1 protein-coding gene is annotated in these 307 nt (G+C 64.8%); it reads left to right on the forward strand.

Translation table 11 applies throughout. The annotated features are described in order from the left end of the window. Nucleotides 1-307 (forward strand): ABC transporter permease (locus B3D39_RS03895; protein WP_286789401.1); only part of this gene is annotated, 307 nt, incomplete at both ends.

Raw genomic sequence — 307 nt, forward strand, 5'->3', positions numbered from 1 at the left:
GGCCGCGCGCGCCATCGGCGTGCCCGCACCGACAATCATCCGACGTCACATCCTGCCCAATCTCGTGGGCGTGGTCGTGGTCTTCGCGACGCTGCTGGTGCCGCTGATGATCCTGACGGAGAGCTTCATCTCCTTCCTCGGGCTTGGCGTGCAAGAGCCGCAGACCTCGCTGGGGGCGCTGATCTCGGAAGGGGCGGGGACGATGAGCTACGGCACATTGTGGCAGCTGGCCTTCCCGCTGTTCTTCTTCGTCACCACCCTGTTCGGTTTCTATTTCGTAGGGGACGGGCTGCGTGACGCGCTCGAC

Source organism: Thioclava sp. UBA3469 (assembly GCF_002378135.1).
GTDB classification, from domain to species: Bacteria; Pseudomonadota; Alphaproteobacteria; order Rhodobacterales; family Rhodobacteraceae; genus Thioclava; species Thioclava sediminum.